Source organism: Halomonas sp. SIMBA_159, from assembly GCF_046536035.1.
In the GTDB taxonomy this organism is placed as follows: domain Bacteria; phylum Pseudomonadota; class Gammaproteobacteria; order Pseudomonadales; family Halomonadaceae; genus Vreelandella; species Vreelandella venusta_A.
On record NZ_JAWJBT010000266.1, the window covers coordinates 1 to 315 of the forward strand.

Annotated in this window: 1 protein-coding gene; it reads left to right on the forward strand. The window is 52.4% G+C overall.

Going from position 1 to position 315, the window contains the following annotated elements:
* A partial coding sequence (locus R0J87_RS19260; RefSeq protein WP_498888251.1) for an ABC transporter permease subunit occupies window positions 1-315 on the forward strand: 315 nt, incomplete at both ends.

Sequence of the window (315 nt, forward strand, 5' to 3'; positions counted from 1 at the left end):
CTCACTGGCCATTGGCCTGTTTGCCGTCGCGCTGCAGCTGTTTATCGGCATCATAGTCGGACTCTGTGCCGGTTACTTCGGTGGCCGTATCGACAGCTTCCTGATGCGGATTGCCGATGTCCAGCTGTCGTTCTCGACTATGATGGTGGCGATTATCGTATCGGCGATTTTCAAAGCCAGCTTTGGCAGTGACTTTTACAGTCAGTACGCCATTGTGATGCTGGTGGTGATTATCGGTATTGCGGAATGGCCGCAGTATGCACGTACGGTGCGGGCATCTGTGCTGGCAGAGAAGAAAAAAGAGTATGTTGAAAG